17 protein-coding genes are annotated in these 18,088 nt (G+C 41.7%); 14 read left to right on the forward strand and 3 right to left on the reverse strand.

Annotated features, from left to right (window positions below):
• Positions 1–34: 34 nt before the first annotated feature.
• Complete coding sequence (locus tag AC1MCB_RS20075) at positions 35–2,116, reverse strand: lamin tail domain-containing protein (RefSeq protein WP_479966509.1); 2,082 nt, start codon at positions 2,114–2,116, stop codon at positions 35–37.
• 370 nt (positions 2,117–2,486) lie between these two features.
• On the opposite strand from AC1MCB_RS20075, the gene AC1MCB_RS20080 reads away from it, so the two are divergent.
• Complete coding sequence (locus tag AC1MCB_RS20080; RefSeq protein ID WP_479966510.1) at positions 2,487–3,479, forward strand: aspartate-semialdehyde dehydrogenase; 993 nt, start codon at positions 2,487–2,489, stop codon at positions 3,477–3,479.
• A 390-nt stretch (positions 3,480–3,869) separates the two neighbouring features.
• Here AC1MCB_RS20080 and AC1MCB_RS20085 read toward each other — a convergent pair whose 3' ends face one another.
• Together AC1MCB_RS20085 and AC1MCB_RS20090 are read right to left on the reverse strand one after the other, a co-directional pair.
• Positions 3,870–4,082, reverse strand: a complete 213-nt coding sequence (locus tag AC1MCB_RS20085; protein ID WP_479966511.1) for an addiction module protein — start codon at positions 4,080–4,082, stop codon at positions 3,870–3,872.
• A 155-nt stretch (positions 4,083–4,237) separates the two neighbouring features.
• A complete protein-coding gene (locus AC1MCB_RS20090) occupies positions 4,238–4,363 on the reverse strand; it encodes a hypothetical protein (protein ID WP_479966512.1) in 126 nt (41 codons plus the stop codon).
• 435 nt (positions 4,364–4,798) lie between these two features.
• On the opposite strand from AC1MCB_RS20090, the gene AC1MCB_RS20095 reads away from it, so the two are divergent.
• The 13 genes from AC1MCB_RS20095 (at position 4,799) to AC1MCB_RS20155 (ending at position 18,057) form a co-directional block, all read left to right on the forward strand.
• Positions 4,799–5,629 (forward strand): endonuclease/exonuclease/phosphatase family protein, encoded by an 831-nt coding sequence (locus AC1MCB_RS20095; RefSeq protein ID WP_479966513.1) that lies wholly within the window; start codon positions 4,799–4,801, stop codon positions 5,627–5,629.
• Between the two features lie 80 nt (positions 5,630–5,709).
• Positions 5,710–7,125 carry a D-alanyl-D-alanine carboxypeptidase/D-alanyl-D-alanine endopeptidase gene (gene dacB, locus AC1MCB_RS20100; RefSeq protein WP_479966514.1) on the forward strand — a complete coding sequence of 472 codons (1,416 nt, stop codon included), beginning with the start codon at positions 5,710–5,712 and terminating at the stop codon, positions 7,123–7,125.
• A 152-nt stretch (positions 7,126–7,277) separates the two neighbouring features.
• Positions 7,278–7,727 carry a DoxX family protein gene (locus AC1MCB_RS20105; protein WP_479966515.1) on the forward strand — a complete coding sequence of 150 codons (450 nt, stop codon included), beginning with the start codon at positions 7,278–7,280 and terminating at the stop codon, positions 7,725–7,727.
• A gap of 166 nt (positions 7,728–7,893) precedes the next feature.
• Positions 7,894–9,429, forward strand: coding sequence for a 1-hydroxycarotenoid 3,4-desaturase CrtD (gene crtD, locus AC1MCB_RS20110; RefSeq protein ID WP_479966516.1), 1,536 nt, complete (start codon positions 7,894–7,896; stop codon positions 9,427–9,429).
• A gap of 63 nt (positions 9,430–9,492) precedes the next feature.
• Positions 9,493–10,116, forward strand: coding sequence for a lysophospholipid acyltransferase family protein (locus AC1MCB_RS20115; RefSeq protein ID WP_479966517.1), 624 nt, complete (start codon positions 9,493–9,495; stop codon positions 10,114–10,116).
• Position 10,117: 1 nt separating this feature from the next.
• A complete protein-coding gene (locus AC1MCB_RS20120) occupies positions 10,118–11,209 on the forward strand; it encodes a glycosyltransferase family 2 protein (RefSeq protein ID WP_479966518.1) in 1,092 nt (363 codons plus the stop codon).
• A complete protein-coding gene (locus AC1MCB_RS20125; protein ID WP_479966519.1) occupies positions 11,206–11,841 on the forward strand; it encodes a carotenoid biosynthesis protein in 636 nt (211 codons plus the stop codon). The genes AC1MCB_RS20120 and AC1MCB_RS20125 overlap by 4 nt, the downstream gene beginning before the upstream one ends.
• Positions 11,842–11,970: 129 nt before the next feature.
• Entirely contained in the window at positions 11,971–12,162 is a 192-nt protein-coding gene (locus AC1MCB_RS20130) for a hypothetical protein (protein ID WP_479966520.1), read from the forward strand.
• A 130-nt stretch (positions 12,163–12,292) separates the two neighbouring features.
• On the forward strand, positions 12,293–13,141 hold the full coding sequence (locus AC1MCB_RS20135) for a 4-hydroxy-3-methylbut-2-enyl diphosphate reductase (protein ID WP_479966521.1): 849 nt from the start codon (positions 12,293–12,295) through the stop codon (positions 13,139–13,141).
• A 31-nt stretch (positions 13,142–13,172) separates the two neighbouring features.
• Positions 13,173–13,841, forward strand: a complete 669-nt coding sequence (locus AC1MCB_RS20140; RefSeq protein WP_479966522.1) for a fatty acid desaturase — start codon at positions 13,173–13,175, stop codon at positions 13,839–13,841.
• Between the two features lie 87 nt (positions 13,842–13,928).
• Positions 13,929–16,313: a TonB-dependent receptor gene (locus AC1MCB_RS20145; RefSeq protein ID WP_479966523.1), complete on the forward strand. Its 2,385-nt coding sequence runs from the start codon at positions 13,929–13,931 to the stop codon at positions 16,311–16,313.
• 2 nt (positions 16,314–16,315) lie between these two features.
• Positions 16,316–17,332, forward strand: coding sequence for a ferrochelatase (hemH, locus tag AC1MCB_RS20150; protein ID WP_479966524.1), 1,017 nt, complete (start codon positions 16,316–16,318; stop codon positions 17,330–17,332).
• Between the two features lie 269 nt (positions 17,333–17,601).
• Entirely contained in the window at positions 17,602–18,057 is a 456-nt protein-coding gene (locus AC1MCB_RS20155) for a DUF1569 domain-containing protein (protein WP_479966525.1), read from the forward strand.
• Positions 18,058–18,088 lie beyond the last annotated feature (31 nt).

The raw sequence follows: 18,088 nt of genomic DNA on the forward strand, positions 1-18,088 counted from the left end.
CTTTCCCTGACGCTAAAAACCTTACATATAATCATTAATTGAGTTTTCTAGCTAACACAACGGTCTTACGAAATTTTTTCACCAGGCCGTGAGTGTTGAATAGCTCCGCATAAACCAGGTAAATTCCTGCGGGTTTAAGCTCCGAGAACTCATCCCGTCCGTCCCAGTTTAAGGTGCCCGATGTGCCTAAGCTGTAATTCTGATAGAGTTTTCGCACAACGTTTCCCCTGTCGTTATAAACGGTAATATTGGCGATGAAGCCAGGTTGGTCGAGGAGATAATCAATCTGCATCAGATCTTGAAATCCATCATCATCCGGGGAGAAAGTTGAAGGTGCAAGACTAAATTCATCCTTAGTTCCCGGCTCATCCAAATATTGAGAATTCTTGTATCCGGGCGTTGCAAATCCAACTGAAGCTGCGGCAGACCGGAAATTGCCGGGCTCATCCGCTGCAATCTGGTAACTGGATCTTTCAAGAGAAATGCCATCGGCGTTCTTGATGAGCTGCATGTGCATTTTTTCCGAGTAGCTAAACTGGTCAACCACCTTATTATTTCTAAGAATTGTGACGATGCCTTTATCATTATTAAATGAGGGAAATGAAGCGAGTTTTATAAAATTCCCCGGGTTTTCGGTATAATATTCATTTAAAACCTTTTCGGGATCCGAAGTTAAAACCAGGAATCCGCCCGGTTTCATTAATCGGGATTCAGGGCTCAGCCGTTTCGCTTTGCTTAGAGAATCGGGCAAAGGAACATTTAGAATATACAATTCATGAATGTCCAGTTCATGGGTCGAATTGTTATAGATCTCAACAAAATCCACTCCCTCCGCCCGTGGGTTAAATAAGACTTCATTTATCAAAATGTCACCCGCCAGGATTTCTTTAGGGATAGACACAGTTGCGGTATTGTATCCGGAACCCATTAGTATTCCGCTACAATCCCTAACATTGCTAAGAGAGATTTGGTAGATATTCCCGTGTCTTAAAGGCGCTGACAATTTAAGTATGACGGTAAATAAGTCTGAGTAATAAATTGAATGAGGTTTTCCTGCTCCATTGTTCAGCTGGTAGTTTTTTAGGTCAACGGCAGTTAAGCTATCTGTATAGCGATTAAACTGAAGCGAAAGTGAAGCACTATCGATCATTGCCACCTTCACTATTCTTAGTGGTTCAGCTAGATCAAATAATCTATAAATGGAATTTTTCCTGCCCGGCGTTCCGCCCGTTTGGTCGGTACTCGCTTGCCAGTTCCTAATGCCTGTACAAACTGCATCAGGATCAATCAACTCTAAAGTCCAGCCACCAGTTTTCTTCTCGTCATTTTGATACCACGTGTCGGAGTATCTAACTTCATTAATCAATCGTCCTTTGTCATCTGTTAGGATGAGATGATCTGAACTATTATTTAAGGCAGGCCAGCTTTCAATTCCTATGACTCTTCCGAATTCGTTCACCTGACTGGTATCCGCTTTGGAGCAAAGGATAACATGTTCACCCGCGCTTATACTGTCATTGCTGAACCGAAAGCTTCTGGTCGCATCAGCGTAAGTCCAATTTCTTAGTGAAATAGTATGTGGTGTCCGGTTCCACAGTTCAATGAATTCGGCCCCTGGTAAGCTAATTTCTGGATCCGGATCTGCAAAGATTTCATTGATTACGATATCATTTGCGTTTGCTTCATATCCGTTCGGAGAGTTAGATTTCCAATTTTCTACCTTGAAGTCATCAAAATAAAATTTGTCTGACCTGGTCGTTGTATATTGACAAACTACCCCGAACCACCCCGATTGAGCATAGGTATCGTCAGCAACTGTACCTTGGGTTTGGAAATCATAACCTCCGGTTGGATCAGCGCTTAAATTCCACAAGCCATTTTTGTCACGGGTGACCTGAATCCGGCTAACAAACTGATCAGTTGTGGTTCTCACTTGTGCCGGCCCGTCGATGATCTTCACTGTCTGGTTGCCTGATTGACGGTATAAATCATAGGAGTCGGAATTGCCCGTTTCGCCAATTTGGAGAAAATAGCCTTGCAAGGGTTCTCTTAAATTTTCATTGTCTGATGTAAGATAAACCCGCAACCGATTAGTTGTTGACGGATCGAAATCCATTAAGATAAAGAATTCCCACCTAACAGACGTAGCTAGCGTATTTTTTGTAGATAAATTCACTGATTGAGAGACACTCGAAGCCGTTGTTTGAAGATGGCCGCTATTGTTTATCGAAAATGAAGTTGTATCACCTCGCCACAACGGGTCATTCGTAAAATTCGCGTCATTAAAATTGTCATGAAATTGAGAAAAGGCAGATTTACAGATAAATAAGAATAAAATGAGTAAACAATTTTTCATATTTGCCGGAGTCAGATATCAATTTACAAAAGAAATCTAACAAAAACAGAGATGAGACCAGTTGTGTGCCGGCAAAGATTACGGAGCGACGCATAATTGCAGAATTGCCACTTAAAAACAAATTATACACATGAAAATTGCAGTAGTAGGCGCTACCGGTTTAGTAGGATCGGTGATGTTAAAGGTATTAGCAGAGCGCAATTTCCCAGTTACAGAATTAATTCCGGTTGCCTCTGCTAAGAGTGCGGGCAAACAGATCGAGTTTAAGGGAAAGAAGTATACTGTAGTTACAGTTGATGATGCGATCGCAATGAAGCCGGATCTGGCGCTGTTTTCAGCAGGCGGAAGTACTTCTTTAAAGGATGCTCCACGTTTTGCAGAAGCAGGTACAACTGTTATTGACAATTCATCTGCCTGGAGAATGGACCCGGATAAAAAATTGGTTGTTCCGGAAGTGAACGCCAATGTTTTAAGCAAAGACGATAAGATCATTGCCAATCCAAATTGTTCAACTATTCAAATGGTCGTGGTTTTAAAACCATTGCATGATCGTTATAAGATTAAACGAGTTGTAGTTTCTACCTACCAGTCGGTAACCGGTACGGGTGTTAAAGCGGTAGAGCAGATGATGAATGAGCGCAAGGGAATTGTTGGCGAGATGGCTTATGCTTACCCCATAGATCTGAACGTTATTCCGCAAATTGATGTATTTCAGGATAACGGTTATACGAAAGAAGAAATGAAGATGATCCTTGAGACTCAAAAGATCATGGGTGATGATTCTATCAAATTAACTGCAACCACGGTACGTATTCCGGTGATGGGCGGACACTCAGAGTCTGTGAACATACAGTTTGAAAATGAGTTCGACCTTGCAGAAATTCGCTCCATTCTTGAAAAAGAGGAGGGCATTATTGTCGTCGACGATCCCGCGAATTTAAAATACCCAATGCCAAAAGACGCTCACGAAAAGGATGAAGTGTTTGTAGGGCGTATCCGCCGCGATGAATCTCAAGAGAACACCTTAAATCTTTGGATCGTTGCTGATAACCTGCGAAAAGGTGCCGCCACCAATGCTGTGCAGATAGCGGAGCATTTGTTGAAGAATAGTTTGATTGGATAAATTAATTGCCCTAATATATTAATAGCCCGGCTTTCTACAGAACCGGGCTATTAATTTACAAATAGAATTTCTCTGAAATTGGATGTGTTGAAGCTTAATGACGTTTCCTCCAATGTTTTGGGCTTATTTTATAATGGAAAATTGCGATAATATAAATTGTGTTAAGTCTAATATAATAGTGTATGCCGTAAGGAAAGCCCTTTAGGGGAGCTATCCTCACGTATTTGCTATATCTGATTTGATATTTAAAGGGATGGTTTGAAACAGACTCGAGTCTGCTTACAAAATCATAATTAAATTTTTTAGAGACTTTTTCAGAAATTGAATCATACCAATCTATAATTTCTGAAACGTCTGTCAGGACATCCTCAGATATCATGATTTCATATTTCAATCCTGTCCGTTTTCAAGTTTCTCTTTAAACTCTTTTAAAGAGAAAAATTTGGTTTCTCCTTTTTCTATCTTCTCTATTCGTTCTGCAACAATATTTTGTTGATCAATAGGGACACGGTAGGAATCGCCGAACAAGTTGCTTTGAAGAAAATCAATGATCGCGAGTTTCTCATCCTCGCTTAACGCCAGCAGTTCTTTTTCGTCAATCATGATATCAAATATAGACAATTTATGAATAGCTGTTTACGAATACTCGTTGCCTAAATTCGGTTGCTTGCATGTGAATCCGGTTAGTTAAAATTAACGCTCATCATGAGGCAAAAGTAACGCTCAATTAAAATGGTGATCCACGTTCCCGCACTTCATTAATCAAAATCTACAAATAGTTCTACAATCTTCTCAACCGGGATCAGAAGCAGGTCCAAAGTCAAGAGCCCCATACGCTGCGAGCGCAGACAGTTATTAGCCAGAAATTTCCTTCTTCGTAACATAGATAGGTATCATTAAAAATGAATAATAGTTTTCTTGTATCATCCTTGTAGTTTACTAGTAGGATCTTACTAGCCGACTACTAGAAAACTACTAGGAAACTACTAGGAAACTACTAGGAAACCTCTACGAGACCTGATGAAAACTCAACTAAAATATAAGGAGGACCGCATGCTCAAAACTCTGAGGGATTTATGAAATTGCAGCAGAGATTATCGGAACTGAGGTCACGAATCAGTTCCTTAACGAGTTAGATGGCCGGTGCTGTTCTTTAACCTTCAAAAGAGACCTGACTGGGAGAATTTTTGCGATTAACTTGAATGAACTTCATGCGTTCAATGTTTCTAATGTCGGGTTGGAAGAATAGTCACTGTCTCAGCAGACCGGTTTCTGGTTTGTTTTTTTAGCTTTGGTAAAGGAAATATCGCAAAGCTATTATGAGGACAACTTTTATTTGCATCTTCTTCTGCCTTGTTTTGGGGCAGGCTGGAGCGCAACCGGCAATGAATGTAATGTCGTACAACATTCGATACAGTACTCCTAATGACGGAGTGAATGCCTGGGAGAACCGTAAGGACTGGGTAAAAGAATTGGTAGCCTATCACGAAACAGATATCTTATGTGTGCAGGAGGCTTTGAAAGAACAGGTGGACTATATTTTAAAAGATAGTCCGTTCGGGCTGGAGGGTGTAGGAAGAGACGACGGCCAGACCAAAGGGGAGTACACGGCCATCTATTATAACAAGGCTCGTTTTAAAAAACAGGACTCGGGTACTTTTTGGCTCTCTGAAACTCCGGATAAACCGTCCAAAGGTTGGGATGCGCACATCATCCGAATTTGTACCTGGGTGAAATTATCTGATCAGGCAACGAAGAAGGAGTTCTTTGTATTCAATACGCATTATGATCACATGGGCGTAATTGCCCGCGAAAAATCTTCAGAGCTGATTAAGAAAAGAATTCAACAGATTGCAGGTAAGTTTCCGGTGATCCTGACGGGCGATTTGAACACAACGCCGGACACTCCGCCCATCGCAGTTCTTAAGACTTTTTTGAAAGATGCGAAGGAGATATCGAAAGCTAAGCCCTATGGCCCGGAAGGTACTTTTAGCGCGTTTAAATTCGATGCGGAGCTCAAAGAGCGCATTGATTATATCTTCGTGAATAATCAGGTCACGGTGTTGAAATTCGCCGTTCTGTCCGACTCGAAAAAGCAGCGTTATCCTTCAGATCATTTACCCGTGCTGGTTAAAGTTTCTCTGAAATAAGCCAATTTCCCCAGTTTTATCAGACTGAACGATCCTGTTAACCGGGACCTTTATAAATATTGAATTCCTACTTTTACGAAATGAGAATCTCCCTGTCCGTGTTTTTTTGCTTTTTTATATTGAATGGTTTTTCACAAACCGTTGCTCAGAAGCTGGAAAATGCTTACACCATGCTGGAGAAAGATCCGCAATTAAAGTACGGTAGTGCCTCCTTAACGGTGCTGAATGGCGAAAATGGCGAAGTGGTATTTTCCCGTAACGGCAATACGGGTTTGGCTCCCGCATCTACTTTAAAAACCATCACCTCAGCTGCGGCTTATCACCTGCTGGGACCGGAGTACACCTGGAAAACCACCCTTGGTTATTCGGGAAGCATCAGCGCCGATGGCACGCTGAGCGGCAATGTTATCCTCACCGGCGGCGGTGACCCGAGTTTGGGAAGCTGGCGCTATAATGACACCAAGCCGGAAGTTCTTCTGAACAAATGGGTACAGGCCATCCGCGAAAGCGGTATTAAAAAGATCAGCGGCCGGCTCATCACCGACGATACCTTATTTGGAAGCCAGAGCCTGCCTCTGGGATGGAACTGGCAGGATATCGGGAATTACTATGGTGCCGGTCCGAACTCGCTTAGCTGGCACGAAAACCAGTTTGATCTGATCTTTAAACCGGGCATTAGAACCGGAGATCCAACCGTACTGCTTAAAACTGTTCCTGACATGTCTTATCTGAAGATTGTCAATGAAGTGAAGACGGGCAAGCCGGGCAGTGGCGACAACGTATATGCTTTCTCGGCTCCCTATTCGAATCTAATTTATCTGCGTGGTACGTATGGTATCGATCTTAAAAAGACAATTTCTGCTTCGGTACCCGACCCAGCATTAGAGCTGGCTTTCCGGTTGCAGGACACACTGAAAAAGTTGAATGTTCGGTTTAGCTTGCCACCCATCACCGGCCGCGCTTTGCTATCTGATAATATAAATGTTTTGCCGGTCGATAAGGTGTTAGCAGTCCATACCTCGCCTACGCTAAGTCAGATCGTTTACTGGTTTAATCAAAAAAGTATCAACTTATATGGCGAGCACCTGGTGAAATCCATCGCACTTCAGAGGGGTAAAGAAGCGGAAACCGATATAGGAGTGAATGCGGTTAAAGAATTCTGGAATGAAAAACTGGGAATCGACGAGAATGCGATGAACTTAATTGATGGGAGCGGCTTGTCGTCGGGCAACAGGATCACCACGATGGCTATGGCGCAGATATTATTCTCCGCGAAAAAAGAACCCTGGTTTAAAACGTATTTTGACAGTTTTCCGAAGTTCAACAACATGACAATGAAAAGCGGGAGCATTAATGGTGTTTTGGCTTATACTGGCTATGAGACCAGCGCATCAGCGGAAACACCGTTTGTATTTTCCATCATGATCAATAATTATAATGGCAGCAGCTCGGTTGTAAAGCAGAAGATGTTTAAGGTGTTGGATGTTCTGAAGTAAAATGGACCCCACCTAGGCCTGCCTGACTGCAGGATGTTAACCTGATCTTTTGCTCAGAACCTGGTCCACGTACCTCATTCTCACTATAATATCTATAAATAATTCTGTAAATTCATACTAGCAAATTCTTAAACATCTTAAAGGAGGCAATTATGAATACAGTACAAAAAATCGAACGCTGGGGCGATGTGCATCACGCTAGGTGGCTGGATATTCTGCGAATAGTGTTGGGAGTTATTATCCTGATGAAAGGAATCTACTTTGTTTCGAATATAGACGCCCTGAGAGGATTATTCGTTCAGAATAGTGTTTATGGTTTTTCAGGCTTAATGGCCATGGCTTTAACGCATGTTGTGGCATTTGTGCACCTGGTAGGAGGTGTGCTGATCATCATTGGTTTAGTTACCCGTTTCGCTGTCGTTATTCAGATTCCCATCCTGTTGGGGGCCGTTTTCTTTGTCAACATATCTAAGGGATTTTCTACCCTTAATTCAGAGTTATGGCTTTCCATAATCGTACTCATGCTACTGGTTCTTTTCTGGGTGATTGGCTCTGGCCCGTACTCGGTAGATCACTGGATGAAAATGAATAAATCAAAATAATTATATCGTATTTTCAGAGAAGGCTATCTTAAAAAGATGGCCTTTTTGTGAATATCTAAAAACGACGCGGTCGCCGGTTTATAGCGGTGGAAAGAATAGCAGCCTATGTTGGATAACTAATTTAAAATGGCCGCCGTATTTGTGAAATTCGTCAGACATAAAGCGAATGGAAGCGGATAATACGGTTGGCAATATTCTTAGTGTCCGGAATATTGTAATTTCACCCTTTATGGCCAAAGCAATAGTGATAGGTGCCGGCATAGCGGGTATAGCATCAGCCATCAGGCTGGCTGTTAAGGGATACGAAGTTGACGTTTTTGAAGCTAATGATTACGCTGGCGGAAAGCTGGCTGAAATTGAAGGAGAAGGGTTTCGATTTGATGCCGGCCCCAGCTTATTCACCATGCCTCAGTATGTAGACGAACTGTTTACACTGGCTGGAAGAGATCCCCGGAAGTATCTTCAGTATCAAAAACTAGAATTGGTTTGTAAATATTTCTACCAGGACGGAAGTTGTATTAACGCATGGGCAGAAGAAGAGAGATTTGCAAAGGAAATAGAAAAGAAAACCTCTGATAGTGCAATGACCGTTTCAAGGTTTTTGAAGAAAAGCGCAGAGATCTACCAAATCACTAATCACATTTTTCTGGAAAAGTCATTACACCGCATTTCGAGCTATCTAAATAGTCGCACAGTAAATTCGATATTGAGGTTTTTAAAAATAGATCCTTTTCGATCAATGAACGAAGCGAACAGCAGCTTCTTCAAAGACAGTAAAACTGTTCGTTTATTTAATCGATATGCTACGTATAACGGTTCGGATCCGTACCAGGCGCCAGCAACCTTAAATATTATACCACATCTGGAACATCATTTCGGGGCCTATTTCCCAGCCGAAGGAATGTACTCGATCACTAAATCGCTTGTTAAACTGGCCGAAGAACTAGGGGTTAAATTCCATTACAACATGGCGATTGATGAAATAGTTGAAGACAGAAATGCGGTCACAGGCAGCAAGGTTAATCAGGAAACCATTCCTGCTGAATTGATTGTTTCCAATATGGATATCTGGTTTACCTACAAAAAGCTTCTGCCTAAAAGGGAAATGCCCGCACGAATTGTCAGGCAGGAGCGCAGCAGCTCAGCCCTAATCTTTTATTGGGGTCTGGAATCTACTTTTGATCAGCTAGAGCTGCATAATATATTTTTCAGTGAGAACTACCCGGAAGAGTTTCGGCATATCTGGCAAGAAAGGGATGTGTATCATGATCCGACTATCTATATAAACATTAGTTCAAAGCTTAAGCCGGATGATGCTCCGCCCGGATGTGAGAACTGGTTCGTGATGATAAATGTACCCTCTAACTCCGGTCAGGACTGGGATAAGTACATTGCAGAAGCCAAAAGGAATATAATTAAAAAGCTATCTGATAGATTAGGACGGGATATTAGTAAATTAATATGCTTTGAACGCATCCTGGATCCCCGCAGTATTGAAGCGAATACGTCTTCCTACCAGGGTTCGCTTTATGGCAGCAGCTCGAATAATCGTTTTGCAGCTTTCGTAAGACATCCTAACTTCTCTCAAGTCAAGGGCCTGTATTTTGTAGGAGGAAGTGTTCATCCCGGCGGTGGCATTCCACTAGCCCTGCTTTCTGCCAGGATAGTGGACGGGATGATACCAAAGGTGGCTAACCATTAGAATGCGTCGGTGCAGCCGTAAATCAACAATTGGAATCTAACGCGTTTTTATATATTTACCCTAATGCTCAAGCCTCGCCGGAATAGATTCATTTATAACATATTTGCCTGGTACATCGGTCGGCTGATAAATACTGATTTCAAGACCTTTGATTTCAATCGCGTACCGTTTGATTCGGACCGTTCAATACTGGTATTATGCAATCATTTTTCCTGGTGGGATGGATTTTTCATCTTCCAGATCAACCGTTTGTACTTCAGGAAAGCTTTTCATGTGATGATTACTGAAGAGAATTACCACAAAGTATGGTTCCTGAAATATCTTGGCAGTTTCTCGGTAAAAAAGAATTCGAGAAGCGTAATTGAATCCCTTGAGTATGCCGGTAAACTTTTAGATGATCCGCAAAACCTGGTCTTGATCTTCCCTCAGGGTAAGCTTTATTCAAATCACCTGAATACTATCCCTTTTGAGAAAGGCTTAATAAACCTGGTGAATTCCTCTAACCGGCAGTTCCAATATATTTTTGCAGCTATATTTTCTGACTTTTTTGCAAATCGTAAGCCGTCCATTCAATGTTATTTAAGGCATTGGGATGCAGAGGAGTTCACTAGTTTGCAATTGATAAAGAGTACATTTAACAAGCATTACGATACCTCGCGGCAACAACAGGCACACATAACGATCTGATATGATCCTGGTATATCTGGTATTTTTCTTCCTGATTTTACGTTTTACAGTAACGCTCTTTAATTTTATTTCAAATCCAAAGCTCACACATTCAACCAGGCAATACAAGCAGCTGGTGTCTATTCTTGTGCCGGCTCGTAACGAGGCGGAGAACCTTCCGGCTTTATTGCATTCTATTCAAAATCAAGATTATAAAAACTTCGAATTGATTGTGCTAGATGATCATTCGGATGATGCCACGCTTGAGATTTGCAAACGATTCGCAGCCTTAAATCCGCGTGTTAAGATCATGGAGGGTCGTGACTTGCCAAAGGGTTGGTTGGGCAAAAATTTCGCCTGCAGCCAGTTAGCCCAAGCCGCCACAGGAGAATACCTTTTGTTTCTGGATGCAGATGAAATTGTGTCCAACGGCTTGATCAATAACGCGGTTCATCGCATGAGAATCAACCGTCTAAACTTGCTGAGTTTATTCACGGATCAAATTATGCTTTCAATTGGCGAACGACTGGTTGTACCGTTAATGCATTTTTTGTTGCTCAATCTTTTACCGCTTCGACTCGTACGATTGTCAAAAAATCCTGCATTTGCTGCGGCAAGCGGCCAGTTCATGTTATTTGAAGCGCAGAGCTATAAGGAGCATCAATGGCACGAGCTAGTGAAAGGCAAAGTGGTAGAGGATATTGAGATTATTAAGCTGGTTAAAGCTTACAAGCTTCGCGGTGAAGCTTTACTGGCCAATGGCTATATTCATTGTCGCATGTACAGGGGCCTTGGTCAGGCTCTGGAAGGATTTAGCAAGAATCTGCTGGCTGGTTTTAACAATAGCGTGCCAAGTCTCTGTATTTACATGTTTCTGGTCTTTTTTGGCCCGTTTGCCATAGCATACTATTTAGATCTTCAACTTTTGGTTTTTGCAATCGGCCTGATTATCTTGAGCCGTATCATGATCTCTCTTTCTTCCGGACAGAATCCATGGCTGAATATTATATTGCATCCCTTTCAGATGCTGATGTTACTTATTTTATCGGTTCTATCTATGCAAAAACATTTTACTAAAACCGTTACCTGGAAAGGAAGGATAATCAAAACATGAAACTGAACAAAGTCGTTATTTGCGGTTTCCTGATTGTGATTTTTTATACCGTGGGGCTTATCGGATTCCTTAGCCCATCGTTAACTCCCTTGTTTTTGAAACTGGTGCCTTTTCACCTGCTGCTGATGGTGATCTTATTAATTATATCACATCGTCAAAAAAACAAGGAATTTAAACTTTTCCTACTGGTGGCCTACCTCGCCGGGTATCTTATAGAGGTGATAGGGGTGAATACAGGTTATATATTTGGCTCCTACCAGTACGGTCAAACGCTGGGAATCAAACTCGCAGCGGTCCCGTTAATGATCGGAGTCAACTGGGTGATCATGATCTATAGTACGGGAGCCTCAATTTCATACCTGAAGATTCAAAACCACGTGGTAAGGGCTTTAATTGGAGCCTTTTTCCTGGTATTTATGGATATATTGATTGAGCCTGTAGCCATTCGGTTTGACTATTGGAATTGGGCTGACTTGAATATTCCCTTTCAAAATTATGTGGCCTGGTTTATATTCTCCTTCTGCATGATGCTGTTCTTTTTTGCCAGGAAGTTTCGTAAAAAGAACCCCGCCGCAATAGTTCTGCTTATTTCACAGCTGATTTTCTTTGCGACCTTAAATTTTTGGAACTAATTCCTGCACTCTTAAATCCTAAATTTCACTCCATGAGTTATTTTTGTGATAACATCATTGAGCTTCTGAGGATGATTGTTAAGGTTAAAAAAATAGGTAATTCAATAGCAGTGTTGCTTCCAAAGGCATTTGTGGAGCAATTCTATTAGAGATGAAGTTAGTCTGGAAGTTCGGGGAAATACAATCGTTATCAATGCTGTCACCGCTCAACCGCGTCAGGGACGGGAAGCACAGTTCCTCAAAGCTGGCTCATTGAAGGATAATGAAGCGTTATTGGATGAGTTCGGAAATTCCTTTGATAAGAAAGAATGGAAATGGTAGTCAAAAAGGAATGTTTTTATCGTCTTATCACCTGCAGGTAACTTTAATTAGATGGCATATTGAACTGCGAGGCTAAGGAACAATTTTTGTACTTTTGCAGAAGGCGTATTAGTCCAATTTTGATAAAGCAATGAGTTATAATCTTCAGGTATCAATTGACAGGGATTCAGGATTTTGTTTTGGGGTTGTCTATGCCATTGATATGGCAGAAGAGATCCTGGAAAACGAAGGGTATTTATACTGCCTTGGAGATATCGTTCATAATGATGAGGAGGTAGAGCGGCTTAAGAAAAAAGGTCTGCGAATTATCTCTCACGAGGAATTGAAAAGCCTGAGGGACGAGAAAGTCCTTATCCGTGCACATGGGGAAGCGCCTGAAACTTATAAACTAGCCCTCGAGAATAACATTACCCTTATCGATGCGTCCTGCCCGGTCGTTTTAAAGCTTCAAAACCGCATTAAAAACTCACATGATGCCAAAGAAAAGATCCTGATCTTCGGTAAGCATGGTCACGCAGAAGTGATAGGATTAGAAGGCCAAACAAATAATGAGGCGCTTGTTTTTCAGGACATCGCGGAACTGGAAGATGTAGATCTTCCGGAGAAGTTTACGTTATACAGCCAGACTACCAAGAGCACTGATAAATTCTATAAGATCAAGGATGAACTGATTAATCGCGGGTATGAAGTGAAGGCAAACGATACCATTTGCCGCCAGGTTTCGAATCGCTATGAGGATCTCCGAAACTTTGTTAAGGACTTCGATAAGATCATCTTTGTTTCCGGACTAAAATCTTCAAATGGTAAAGTGCTTTTTGAAGTATGCCGTCAGTTCAATGAAAACACGTTCTTTATCTCTAGTCCGTCTGAATTAGATATCACCATCTTTAATCCGAATGATCGGGTTGGCATCTGCGGTGCTACTTCAACGCCGATGTGGCTGATGAAGAAAGTGAAAGATGTATTGGAATCTTATTAAAGACGATTTCGGTTTTACCTAATGGCCGCACATGAAATCAGTACTGACTCCCGGTGTTTTAATTGCTTGTTTGGTAATCACGTTGTGGACGGTTAGCCTTTTCCTTCTGCTAAACCTCGACTTCAGGTTTCAAAATCCAGTAACTTATCTGCTTATTTTGGTGCAAATGCATCTCTATACCGGCTTGTTTATCACAGCTCATGATGCGATGCATGGTACGGTTTCTCCGAATCGGTCGTTAAATAATGCGATAGGCCAGCTATGCACCGCCCTTTATGCCGCCTTCCCTTTTAAAAGACTTTATAATAAGCACCATGAACATCATCGCCATGTTCATACAGAAGATGATCCGGATTATCATAATGGAAGTTTCTGGAAATGGTATTTAAATTTCATGAAGGAATATATTTCCTGGAAGCAGCTGCTGATGATGGCTGTATTATTTAACGTGCTGAAGATCTGGTTTACGGAGTCCAATATTGTTCTCTTCTGGGTTGTTCCGTCACTCTTGAGCACACTTCAACTATTTTATTTTGGCACCTGGTTGCCGCATCATGGTGATCACCATAATGTTCATCAATCACGTACACAGAAAAAGAATCATGTACTCGCGTTCTTTTCCTGCTACTTTTTCGGGTACCATTATGAACATCACGATTCCCCGGGAACCCCCTGGTGGAAATTATGGACCATGAAATAGTCACACTCCAGTAAAAAGAATTGTATAGTGCAATCCTTCCTTAAACTGATTTGGGGATTGCAGTACTTTTGATACGTACGTTACCACATGAAAAGACTTTTAATATTATTAATTATTTCATTTTGCGGGATTACAACACAGGGGCAAATAAATAGTTTGGCTACCGGTGTGATAAGGGGCAAGGTTACCGACGCATTAACCAACCAGCAACTCGCCGGAGTTTCAGTTTCGATACCCGATTTAAATAAAGGAACCACTACAGATTCTACTGGTAGTTACATCTTTAATGACCTTAAACCTGGGGTCTACAATATTCGCTTTTCCTATGTAGGCTACAAACCCAGGTCAGTTTTTGATATCCAGGTTAGCAATGCCCGAACATCTTTTATTGATGTGTCATTAGAAACAGAAGCTGCGACACTGGAAGAGGTTACCATAAGAAGCCCGGTCTTCATTAAACCTGTAGAAAGCCCGGTTTCACTAAGAACTATTGGTTCAACGGAGATCAAACGTAACCCTGGCGGTAACCGCGACATTTCCCGGGTAATTCAGTCATTGCCCGGTGTATCAGCGCCAGTTAGTTTTCGCAATGATATCATTATCCGGGGTGGGGCGCCCAACGAAAACCGCTTCTATATAGATGGCGTCGAAATTCCCAACATTAATCACTTTGCTACTCAGGGTTCTTCCGGTGGTCCTGTAGGTCTGATTAATGTTGATTTTATCCGTGAGGTCGACTTCTATTCCGGTGCTTTTCCAGCAAATCGTGGAAATACCTTGAGTTCTGTTTTTGAATTTAAACAAAAGGACGGCAACAGCGAGAAACTGGCAGCGTCCATAACGGCAGGCTTTAGTGACGCTGCTGCAACTCTTGAAGGACCTCTAAGTGAGAAGACCACCTTTATCGCATCTTACCGGTATTCTTACCTGCAAGGCCTGTTTAAGATCATTGGATTGCCTTTTCTTCCTTCTTACCAGGATTACCAGTTTAAAGTGAAGACCCGCTTCAATTCGAAGAACGAACTGACACTTCTTGGCCTTGGGGCAATAGACAGGTTCAAACTAAACTTTGATTCTGATCCGACTGAACAAAATCTCTATACACTTGGAAATATTCCGGTGAACACGCAGGACAACTACACCGTAGGCGCCAATTATAAAAACTACCGCTCAAAAGGTTATTCCACCTTCGTATTAAGTCGTAATTATTTAAGTAACAAGGCTGTTAAGTTTCAGGATAACGATGAGAGTAAAATTCTAACATTAGACTATCTATCAACGGAGACGGAAAATAAATTCCGTTTTGAAAATAATAGTCAGGAGGGTGCTTACAAGATTAATTACGGTGCCGGAATAGAAAGTGCCGATTATACAACAAACACATTAAATGTCCTTCCATTTGGGAACGTAGAATACTCTTCAGAACTTGACTTTATTAAATATGGTCTATTTGCACAGGTAAGCAGATCAATGTTTGGCGAGAAATTAATTGTATCAGCTGGCTTACGCGCCGACGCGAATACCTACTCGGACAAGATGAAAGACTTGAGTCAGACAATATCTCCACGGATATCTGCTTCCTACAACTTCACCGATAAATTGAGCCTTAATTTCAATTCGGGTATTTATTATCAGTTACCTGCCTACACTATTTTAGGTTACCGGGCAGAAAGTTCAGGTCCATTATTAAATAAAGAGGTAGACTATATTCGATCCAGTCAGTTAGTGCTTGGGGTAGAGTATAACACACTGAAGAATACTCGTTTTACCGTGGAAGGATTTTACAAGGGCTACGATCAATATCCGATTATCAATGTTTTGGGTAATGACATTCCACATGCTAATTTAGGTGCTGATTTTGGCGTTGTAGGAAACAGGCCGGTAACGGGTTCCACGGAAGGGAGAGCCTACGGCGTCGAATTCTTAGCTCAACAGCGTTTAACCAAAGGATTTTACGGGATAATGGCGCTGACGCTTTTCAACAGCGAGTTCAGGGACAAGAATAGGCAGTATGTGCCTTCGTCGTGGGATACAAGATATAATGTCAGCCTTACCGCCGGAAAATTATTTAAAAGGAACTGGGAGCTGGGCGCCAAGCTCAGAGTTAATGGCGGAAGTCCGTATACGCCTTATGATCTTCAGGTATCATCGCTAAAAAGTAATTATTCTATTTATCCACAGGGTATTCAGGATTATAACCGACTTAATGAAGGCAGGTTGGGTGATTTTTATCAGCTTGATCTCCGGGTTGATAAAAAGTACCCCTTCAGGAAGTTCAACCTAAATGTATATTTGGACATTCAAAACCTAACGTATAACAAATACTTGCTTCAGCCGATACTGTTGTTAGATCGCTCGGCGGATGGATTGCCGCAAGATGATCCGACAGATGCGAGCAGGTATAAGACTAAATTAATAGATAACGAGAACGGAAACGTTCTCCCAACAATAGGAGTGATCTTCGAATTTTAAGAATGGGCAAAAAAGGAGTTTTATTAGTGAATTTAGGAACGCCGGATAGTCCGTCAACAGCGGATGTACGCAAGTACTTAGATGAGTTTTTAATGGATGAACGTGTAATCGATGTTAATCCGGTATGGCGCGCTGCTCTGGTAAAAGGTCTAATTGTACCCTTTCGCGGGCCTAAATCCGCAAAACTATATAAAGAGATATGGTCGGATACTACCGGCTCACCACTTTTATATTATAGCATCAGGCAATTAGAATTACTAAGAGAAAAGCTGGGTGAGGAATACCAGATCGAGCTGGCCATGCGCTACCAAAGTCCTTCAATCGAATCGGCCTTAAATAAGCTGCAGGATGGAAACGTTGACAGTATCAGGGTTTTACCCTTATTTCCGCATTATGCGTCTGCTAGTACCGGCTCTGTACTAGAAAAGGTAATGGAACTGGTGCGCAAATGGCCAACTATTCCAAATATCTCGTTTATTAACTCCTTTCATGATAATGCCGGGATGATTGAAACATTCGCAGAGAATGCCGAGAAGCATCAGCCTGAAAGTTTTGATCACATACTGTTTAGTTTTCACGGATTACCTCAGCGCCAGCTCATAAAATCAGATCATTCCGGTGTGCATTGTTTGAAAAAAGACAATTGCTGCTCAACATTGACTGAGAATAATAAGTTCTGCTATTCAGCTCAGTGTTACGATACTGCTCGTTTAATTGCAGCCCGGCTAGGCATACCGAATGACAAATACACTGTTTGCTTTCAATCCCGCTTAGGGAAAGATCCATGGGTGCAACCTTACACCAGTGAAGTGATCAAGGACCTCGCGGCCAAAAACATCAAAAGTTTGCTTGTTTTTTGTCCGGCGTTTGTGGCAGATTGTCTGGAAACCGTCTATGAAGTAACGGTAGAATATGGTGATGAATTTAAAGCATTGGGTGGCGAACGTGTTCAACTGGTTGAAAGCCTGAATGATCATCCACTTTGGATTGAGGCGATGGAAGAATTAGTGACTGCCTGAGACCTTCAAGAGTATGGAGGGCAGAAACGCTCAGAAATCCTTTTTTGCAATAAATAAAAGCAGAAGTTTGATAATGTGAGTATTTTTCGAAATACTATTACCGAATGTGAGATATGCGCATGGCTTTACCAAAGATGGCCTTTGAGATGATTCACGCATTTTTATTTCCCCATGGGAATTTTAGGCGTAATTGTTAATTTAAAAAGTTAGTGTGTCAAACCATAATTGAGATAGAATATTCCTCACAGCACAGTTATATCAATAATTCAATGAGCAGCCTATTCAATCAACAAGACGTCTCTGAAGTTGTATGTCGAATTGAAAAACTCGCGCCTGGCAATCAAAGAAAATGGGGTAAAATGGACGTGAGTCAAATGTTAGCTCATTGCAATGTCTCTATGGAAACTGCGATGGGTAAGAGTTTCGTGAAACGGTTGTTTATTGGGAGAATAATCGGGACGTTGATGAAGTCAAGGGTTCTTGGTGAAAAGCCGTTTGGCAAAAACTCCCCCACGGATAAAACTTACATCTTTACACACAAACACGACCTTAACTTTGAGCAGGAGAAATCAAAGTTGAAGCAATTGGTCACTCAGTTTTTTGAAGGAGGAGCTGCAAATTGTACTATCAATTCACACCCTTTTTTTGGTAAATTCACACCTGAACAATGGGGGATATTCCAATGGAAGCATCCCGATCATCATTTCAGACAATTCGGGGCCTGAGAAAACAGGAGTTAGGGGCCAACGACTCAGG

The organism is Daejeonella sp. AP26 (genome assembly GCF_056680515.1).

Bases quoted from the DNA above. Each gene is read 5' to 3' on its own strand.
- AC1MCB_RS20075 (WP_479966509.1), bottom strand. From the start codon at position 2,116: ATGGATTTCGATCCGTCAACAACTAATCGGTTGCGGGTTTATCTTACA.
- AC1MCB_RS20080 (WP_479966510.1), top strand. From the start codon at position 2,487: ATGAAAATTGCAGTAGTAGGCGCTACCGGTTTAGTAGGATCGGTGATG.
- AC1MCB_RS20085 (WP_479966511.1), bottom strand. From the start codon at position 4,082: ATGATTGACGAAAAAGAACTGCTGGCGTTAAGCGAGGATGAGAAACTC.
- AC1MCB_RS20090 (WP_479966512.1), bottom strand. From the start codon at position 4,363: ATGTTACGAAGAAGGAAATTTCTGGCTAATAACTGTCTGCGCTCGCAG.
- AC1MCB_RS20095 (WP_479966513.1), top strand. From the start codon at position 4,799: ATGAGGACAACTTTTATTTGCATCTTCTTCTGCCTTGTTTTGGGGCAG.
- dacB (WP_479966514.1), top strand. From the start codon at position 5,710: ATGAGAATCTCCCTGTCCGTGTTTTTTTGCTTTTTTATATTGAATGGT.
- AC1MCB_RS20105 (WP_479966515.1), top strand. From the start codon at position 7,278: ATGAATACAGTACAAAAAATCGAACGCTGGGGCGATGTGCATCACGCT.
- crtD (WP_479966516.1), top strand. From the start codon at position 7,894: ATGGAAGCGGATAATACGGTTGGCAATATTCTTAGTGTCCGGAATATT.
- AC1MCB_RS20115 (WP_479966517.1), top strand. From the start codon at position 9,493: ATGCTCAAGCCTCGCCGGAATAGATTCATTTATAACATATTTGCCTGG.
- AC1MCB_RS20120 (WP_479966518.1), top strand. From the start codon at position 10,118: ATGATCCTGGTATATCTGGTATTTTTCTTCCTGATTTTACGTTTTACA.
- AC1MCB_RS20125 (WP_479966519.1), top strand. From the start codon at position 11,206: ATGAAACTGAACAAAGTCGTTATTTGCGGTTTCCTGATTGTGATTTTT.
- AC1MCB_RS20135 (WP_479966521.1), top strand. From the start codon at position 12,293: ATGAGTTATAATCTTCAGGTATCAATTGACAGGGATTCAGGATTTTGT.
- AC1MCB_RS20140 (WP_479966522.1), top strand. From the start codon at position 13,173: ATGAAATCAGTACTGACTCCCGGTGTTTTAATTGCTTGTTTGGTAATC.
- AC1MCB_RS20145 (WP_479966523.1), top strand. From the start codon at position 13,929: ATGAAAAGACTTTTAATATTATTAATTATTTCATTTTGCGGGATTACA.
- hemH (WP_479966524.1), top strand. From the start codon at position 16,316: ATGGGCAAAAAAGGAGTTTTATTAGTGAATTTAGGAACGCCGGATAGT.
- AC1MCB_RS20155 (WP_479966525.1), top strand. From the start codon at position 17,602: ATGAGCAGCCTATTCAATCAACAAGACGTCTCTGAAGTTGTATGTCGA.